We start from the raw sequence: 6,284 nt of genomic DNA, 5'->3' as shown, positions 1-6,284 counted from the left end.
AACGGAAAAGAGCCGCCCTTTCGGACGACTCAAACTGTAATGGGGCTTTTTTGGCTGCCCTGCGCCTCGAGTTGACTTGCTCGCCACGAAATGGGCCTATTTACTACGTTTGACCGGTAACCCTCGACCATACCGAGAATTGCGAAATCAAAACCGCAGGTAAAGGGCTTGCCATTTTTAAAAAAAGACCCGCATGGTCGACCCATGCGGGTTAAACGTAGTAGATGGCCCGTTTTCGTGGCACTGCGTTAACGGGATGTGCCAAAGGGACTGTCCCTTTGGCACATTGGCTAGTCTAGGCGGACCGGATCGTGGGGGTAGGCGTTGAGGATCTCGACGCCGGACTCGGTAACCAGGCACAGGTCCTCGATGCGGACGCCGGTGCGGCCGGGGAGGTAGATGCCCGGCTCGATAGAGAACGTCATGCCCGGCTCTACGACCTGCTCGTTGACAAGGGAAACGTCGCCCGGCTCGTGGTCCTGCAGGCCGATCGAGTGGCCCAGGCGATGCGTGAAGTACTTGCCGTAGCCAGCGTCCTCAATCACGTCGCGTGCGGCGCGGTCCAAGTCGCACATACGAACGCCCGGCGTGATGAGCGCCTCGGCGGCCTCGTTGGCGCGGCGCACGATGTCGTAGACGTGCGCGGTCTCTTCGTCCGGCTGGCCCCAAAAGAACGTGCGTGTCATGTCCGAGCAGTAGTTGCGACGGCGTCCGCCAATGTCGAACAGCACCACGTCGCCATGCTTGAGCACGGTATCGTCGGGTTCGTGATGCGGGTCGCCGGCGTTGGCGCCAAAGCTCACGATGGGCGGAAAGCTAAAGCCCTCGCAGCCGTGCTTGCGGTACAGGCCGAGCATCTGGTCGGCGATTTCGCGCTCCGTCACGCCCTCGTGGACGAGTTTGATGGCATCGGCCATCACGGCGTCGTTGGCGGCCGAGGACACGCGCATAAGCTCCTGCTCGGCGGCATCCTTGTGGGTGCGCGCGGCGGTGACGGCAAAGTCACCCAGGAAAAACTCGCTTGCGGCGTGGTGCTCTATGAGCGGCATCAAAAAGCCGGAACGCATGACGGTGTCGATGCCGAGCGGTTTGGTCGGATCGACCTCGCGAGCGATGGCGTCGGCCACGACATCGGTATCGGTGTGATAGGCGACGCGGGCATTGTCGTACTCGGGCAGTTGATGCAGTGCGTTGACCAGGATCACCGGCTCGGCATCGCGCACGAGCAGCACGCCGCAAAAACGCTCGAACATATCGGCATAAAAGCCGGTCAGGTAATAGATCGACCATGGGTCGTTTACGAGCAGCTGTGCGCCGGGGTGCTGAGCCTCGAGCGCATCGAGCACGCGTGCCACACGCTGGTCATCGACATGTGCCATGAAACATCCTTTCACTATGGTGCCACCATGGTATCCCAAGCCCGGCACATAGGGACGTTCCTTTTATGCCGGCACCTTTGGACACTCCTTGGCATGGCCAGCCTGGCAAGCGTGCAGGCAAAAGCAGCTAAAAGAGCCCGTCCCAAATTAGCTACTCGATGTCCATGCTGGCGATGAGGTCGATGTTGGTGTTGAGGAGGTTCTTCAGAACGATGTCGCCCATGCGGATGGGGGCCTCGACGACCACGCCGCGGATGAGGTCCATAGCTTGGGCGTGAAGCTCCAGCGGGATGGCTTCGGCCGTGCGCACGGGGAGAAGGGCTTCGTCGCCGCCGGAGACGGCCACGGTCGTTGTGAGCACGCGCATGGGGCAGGTGAGCTCCTGATGTGCGAACGTATCGCCGCGCGGGCAGTTGTTACCGGTTACGGAGCGCACTTCCACCACGGTGCCATTGGCGTCGTGCTCCACCTCTACGGTCAGGAGGCACTCGGATGGGCAGGTGGTGCAGTTGAACTGCAGCGTCTCGGTCACATTCGTACTCATGAGCTATGCCTCCTCAACGGGATCGACGGACAGGACGATTTCGCTGGCACCCAGGTCGAGTGCGCGTTGAATCACCTTAGCCGGCAGCGGGAAGCTTTCCATGACGCTCGGTTTAAACGCGCGGACTTTGCCCGCAAACACTTCTTCGCCGTTGGCCAAGATGCGTACTCGAGCGGTATCGACCGGCCGGCGTACGCGGAAGTTGAGTTTGGTGAGTGCCACGGCCGTAATGCGTCCCGGCAGCGCGTATCCCGCAATGCCTGCAGGGGAGACCGTGAGCTCGCAACCCGGGCCCGCAGCGCTCGCCCCGGCGTCGCCGCCCAATGCCCATGCCGCTGCAGCTGCGCCAGCCCTCTCGGACTCACACGTCACGTTGTCGGCCAGGTCGTGCACGTGCAGCACGTTGCCACAGGCAAAGATGCCCGGCACGCCTGTCTGGAGGCTCTGGTCAACTACGGCGCCGCGCGTGCGCGGGTCAAGCTCCACGCCTGCGGCAACCGAAAGCTCGTTCTCGGGAATCAATCCCACCGAAAGTAGCAGTGTGTCGCACGGAACAATGCGCTCGGTCCCCGGAATGGGCGCCAGGTGCTCGTCGACCTGGCTCACCTCGACGGCCTCCACACGGTCGTGCCCGATCACGCGCGTGACGGTGGTAGACAGGTGCAGCGGAATGCCAAAGTCGTCCAGACAGTTCTTAACATTGCGGCGCAGTCCGTTGGCGTACGGCATGAGCTCGTACACGCCCTCGACGGAAATCCCCTCGAGCGTGCAGCGGCGCGCCATGATAAGCCCGATGTCGCCCGAGCCCAAAATGACGGCGCGCGAGCCGGGCTTGAGGTTTTCGATATTGATGTATCTCTGCGCCAAGCCGGCCGTAAACACGCCGGCGGGACGGCTACCGGGGATCTTGATTTCGCTGCGGGTGCGCTCACGGCAACCCATGGCAAGAACGACCGCGCGCCCGGTGAGCTGCAGCATGCCGGCGGGGTTCATGAGCGTGACGGTATGGACCGCGGTGGCTCCCGGGGCCTCGTCCACGCCCGACGCGCTCACGGCTGCGTCCGCGCCCTCGCCTGAATCAATCCCAATCACCATGCTGTTGAGGAACAGCGCAATGTCGGTTGCGTGCACCTGGTCGATAAAGCGCTGCGCGTACTCGGGGCCGGTGAGCTCCTGTTTAAAGTGCGACAGGCCAAAGCCGGGGTGGATGCACTGGCGGAGGATGCCGCCCAGGTGTTGCTCGCGCTCCACGATGGCGACGCGTGCGCCTGCCTTATGCGCGGCCAGCGCGGCCGCCATGCCGGCAGGTCCGCCGCCGATAACGACCACGTCGAAGGCTTGCGTTTGTACGGCTTCTACGACACCGTAATCAATCGCGCTTGATTTGATTTCCGTCATCCTAGCGCACCCCCCTTCAGCGGTCCCTCGACCAACCAAGATCCGGCATCTTCCAACAGCACTTCGCTGGGGTCGCAGCCCAGCTCGCGCGCCAGGATCGCCACCACGCGGCTCTGGCAAAAGCCGCTTTGGCACCGACCCATGCCGGCTCGGCAGCGGCGCTTGACGCCCTCGACCGAAACCGCTCCCGGGTGGCGTCGGATCGCGGCCACTATCTCGGCCTCGGGCACCGTCTCGCAGCGGCAGACGATCTGCCCCCACGCGGGGTCGGACTTAATGAGCTCTTCCTTGCGCGCAAGCGTCTCGCGGTCAAAGTCGTCCGGCGCGTGGCGGATCGGGTCCCAATCGGCGCGTTCGCGCAGAGGCACGCCGGCGTTGCGCAACACCTGCACCATGCGCTCGGCAATGGCCGGCGCGCTCGCGACGCCTGGCGACTGAATGCCCGCCGCCTGGAACAGCCCCGGCACCACGGCCGACTGTCCAATAAAGAAGTCGTTCGTTCCCTGAATGACCGGGCGCCCGCCGGCAAACGCGCGCACCACGCGGCGCGTGTCCAGGTCGGGCACCAGCTTGCGCGCGCCGGTCAGCAGCGCGTTCACATCGCTCGCATAGGTCTGCGTGTCGCCCGGCTCGCGCACGGCGGCCGTGGCGGTGATCACGGTGTTGCCGTGCACGGTGCCCGTGACGATAACGCCCTTCGATATCGGCGTCGGCACCGGGTAGAGCGGCATGAGCGTGCGCGGTTCCTTGTCCAGCACCACGATGTTGCCCTGGCGCCATACCATCTGGAACTCCTCGGCGCCCGCCATATGCGAGATGTTCGCGGCGCCGTTGCCCGCGGCGTTGATCAGGTAGCGGCAGCGCACGTCTCCGGCGGGCGTCGCCAACGTAAAGCGCACGTCGTCGCCCGAGCCCGCGATTTCAATCGCCTCCACCGGTGCGGAGCGCATAAACGTCACCCCGTTGGCCACGGCGTTCTCCAGTGCGGCGATGGCAACCTCAAACGGGTCGACAAACCCAGTCGATGGGCACCACAACGCGCACGTTGCATCGGCACTCGCGCGCGGTTCCAGCTCGCGGATGCGCTCGGGGCCGATAATCGACAGCTCGGGCACGCCGTTGGCTAGGCCATTCTGGCGCAGCTTCTCTAGGTGTGCGCGGTCTTCGTCGTTAAACCCCAGCACCATCGACCCGGTGCGGCGGAACAAAAATCCAAGCTCCTGGGCCCACGTGCCATATAGCTCGCAGCCGCGGGCGTTGACCTGCGCCTTTACGGTGCCCGGCGCCGGATCGTAGCCGGCGTGTACCAGGCCGCCGTTGGCCTTCGATGCGCCTAGGGCGACATCGTTGGCCGCCTCGACCACACAAATGGATAGGTCATAGCGCGCGAGCTGCCGCGCGATGGCACACCCGGTGATGCCCGCGCCCACAATTGCGATATCAAACGTTTCCGTCACAGTGCCTCCCAGACAAGTTGACAGGCTGTCAATAAGACTATCCTACGGTCTGCGCGTTCCCAGTGCGGCGGCAATGCGGCGAACAGCCCTGCAACACCCGCCAACGGCAGGCGAGGGGAGACCCGGCACGGATGTTGGCCTCGTCTGCCGACAGCTACGGCAACCGTTCGTCTCCATCTGTAACAGTTAGACAAGGATTTGGGTTCCAGATGTTACAGATCGAGACGTTTGCTAGACGGACCCTCCGTTCGTCTTGATTTGTAACAGTAAGAGGGGGAAATCGGTTCTATGTGTTACAGATCGAGACGTTAGCCCGTCGGGTTATTCGTATGTCTCGATCTGTAACAACTGGCAGGGTTTTTGGGTCCTTTTTGCTACAGGTTGAGACAATCTTTCCGACGGATTCTGGTTGTCTCGATCTGTAACAGTAAGAACTGTTTTTTGGGTTCTAGATGTTACAGATCAAGATCTAAGTCGAGGAGAGAGTAGTTTGTCTAAATCTGTAACATCTGGGGCTGTTTTTGCCGAGTGGTTGTTACAGATTGAGACATTTGGACTGGACGTTTTCCTTTGTCTCGATCTGTAACAGTTAGACGAGGATTTGGGTTCTAGATGTTACAGATCAAGACAAACCTTCCGGCGGATTTTGAATGTCTCGATCTGTAACAGTAAGAGGGGAAATTTGGTTCCAGATGTTACAGATTGAGACGTTAGTCTAGCGCCCCTTCCGTTCGTCTCGATCTGTAACACCTAGACCCGGATTCCGCTCCCACCTGTTACAGATTGAGATGTTTGTGTCCGCGCCAGCCCCGCCCCTAGCCGTGGTCCCATATAAACAAACCCCGTGGTAAACTTGACCGGAATGTAAATAATCCGAAAGGTACACCCCAATGTCCAAGTACATCTCCGAGCTCATGTCGCCGCAGCTTATGGGCGTCGTCTATGCCTTCGTTGGCTTTATCATCGCCCTGTATGTGCTGTCGGTCGTCTATGTGTTCATCGACGCTCGCCGCCGCGGCGCCAGCGCCTACGTGGCATGGGGCATCATCGCCCTCATCCCGTTTGTAGGCCTCATTGCCTATCTGGTCCTGCGCCCGCACTCCTACGCCTCCGACCGCGAGGAGCAGGAGCTGGACATGGCCCTGCGCGAGCGCCAGCTTGCCCAGTACGGCACCTGCCCGCAGTGCGGCGCGCCCATCGAGAAGGACTTTGTGGTCTGCCCGGTGTGCGATACCCAGGTTCGCAACGTGTGCCCCAGCTGCCATCGCCCGCTCGATGCGCACTGGAAGGTCTGCCCCTACTGCCGAACTCGCATCCAGTAACGCATCCATCGCCGGGCCGGCCGCAAACCACGGGCGCGCCGCAAGCCGCGCGCGCCCCACACCCCGCCCCCACACGATGAAGCATGCGTAGAAAATCGCCCGCCGTGCCATTAAGGTGCGGCGGGCGCTTGTATACCAAGGCAACCTGCCTATAATGATGCAAGTCAAAAACGCCGAGCGCATC

5 protein-coding genes are annotated in these 6,284 nt (G+C 62.0%); 1 reads left to right on the top strand and 4 read right to left on the bottom strand.

Features of this window, described 5'->3' with window-relative positions:
• Positions 1-290 precede the first annotated feature (290 nt).
• The 4 genes from DXA43_RS08840 to DXA43_RS08825 all read right to left on the bottom strand — a co-directional run bounded on the left by DXA43_RS08840 (position 291) and on the right by DXA43_RS08825 (position 4,778).
• Positions 291-1,379: a Xaa-Pro peptidase family protein gene (locus DXA43_RS08840; RefSeq protein WP_117806894.1), complete on the bottom strand. Its 1,089-nt coding sequence runs from the start codon at positions 1,377-1,379 to the stop codon at positions 291-293.
• A 151-nt stretch (positions 1,380-1,530) separates the two neighbouring features.
• Complete coding sequence (locus DXA43_RS08835; RefSeq protein WP_117806893.1) at positions 1,531-1,923, bottom strand: DUF1667 domain-containing protein; 393 nt, start codon at positions 1,921-1,923, stop codon at positions 1,531-1,533.
• 3 nt (positions 1,924-1,926) lie between these two features.
• Complete coding sequence (locus tag DXA43_RS08830; protein WP_117806892.1) at positions 1,927-3,321, bottom strand: NAD(P)/FAD-dependent oxidoreductase; 1,395 nt, start codon at positions 3,319-3,321, stop codon at positions 1,927-1,929.
• Positions 3,318-4,778, bottom strand: coding sequence for an NAD(P)/FAD-dependent oxidoreductase (locus tag DXA43_RS08825; RefSeq protein WP_117806891.1), 1,461 nt, complete (start codon positions 4,776-4,778; stop codon positions 3,318-3,320). Before DXA43_RS08825 ends, DXA43_RS08830 begins: the two co-directional genes overlap by 4 nt.
• A gap of 890 nt (positions 4,779-5,668) precedes the next feature.
• Between DXA43_RS08825 and DXA43_RS08820 the strand changes: the two genes are divergently transcribed.
• Positions 5,669-6,100, top strand: coding sequence for a zinc ribbon domain-containing protein (locus tag DXA43_RS08820; protein ID WP_055251579.1), 432 nt, complete (start codon positions 5,669-5,671; stop codon positions 6,098-6,100).
• The last annotated feature ends 184 nt before the right edge of the window (positions 6,101-6,284 follow it).

The organism is Collinsella sp. OF02-10 (genome assembly GCF_003463445.1).
In the GTDB taxonomy this organism is placed as follows: Bacteria; Actinomycetota; Coriobacteriia; order Coriobacteriales; family Coriobacteriaceae; genus Collinsella.
Note: the sequence above shows the minus strand (reverse complement) of the source record. Positions and strands in the feature narration are given on the sequence as shown.

Bases quoted from the DNA above. Each gene is read 5' to 3' on its own strand.
- DXA43_RS08835 (WP_117806893.1), bottom strand. From the start codon at position 1,923: ATGAGTACGAATGTGACCGAGACGCTGCAGTTCAACTGCACCACCTGC.
- DXA43_RS08820 (WP_055251579.1), top strand. From the start codon at position 5,669: ATGTCCAAGTACATCTCCGAGCTCATGTCGCCGCAGCTTATGGGCGTC.
- DXA43_RS08840 (WP_117806894.1), bottom strand. From the start codon at position 1,379: ATGGCACATGTCGATGACCAGCGTGTGGCACGCGTGCTCGATGCGCTC.
- DXA43_RS08830 (WP_117806892.1), bottom strand. From the start codon at position 3,321: ATGACGGAAATCAAATCAAGCGCGATTGATTACGGTGTCGTAGAAGCC.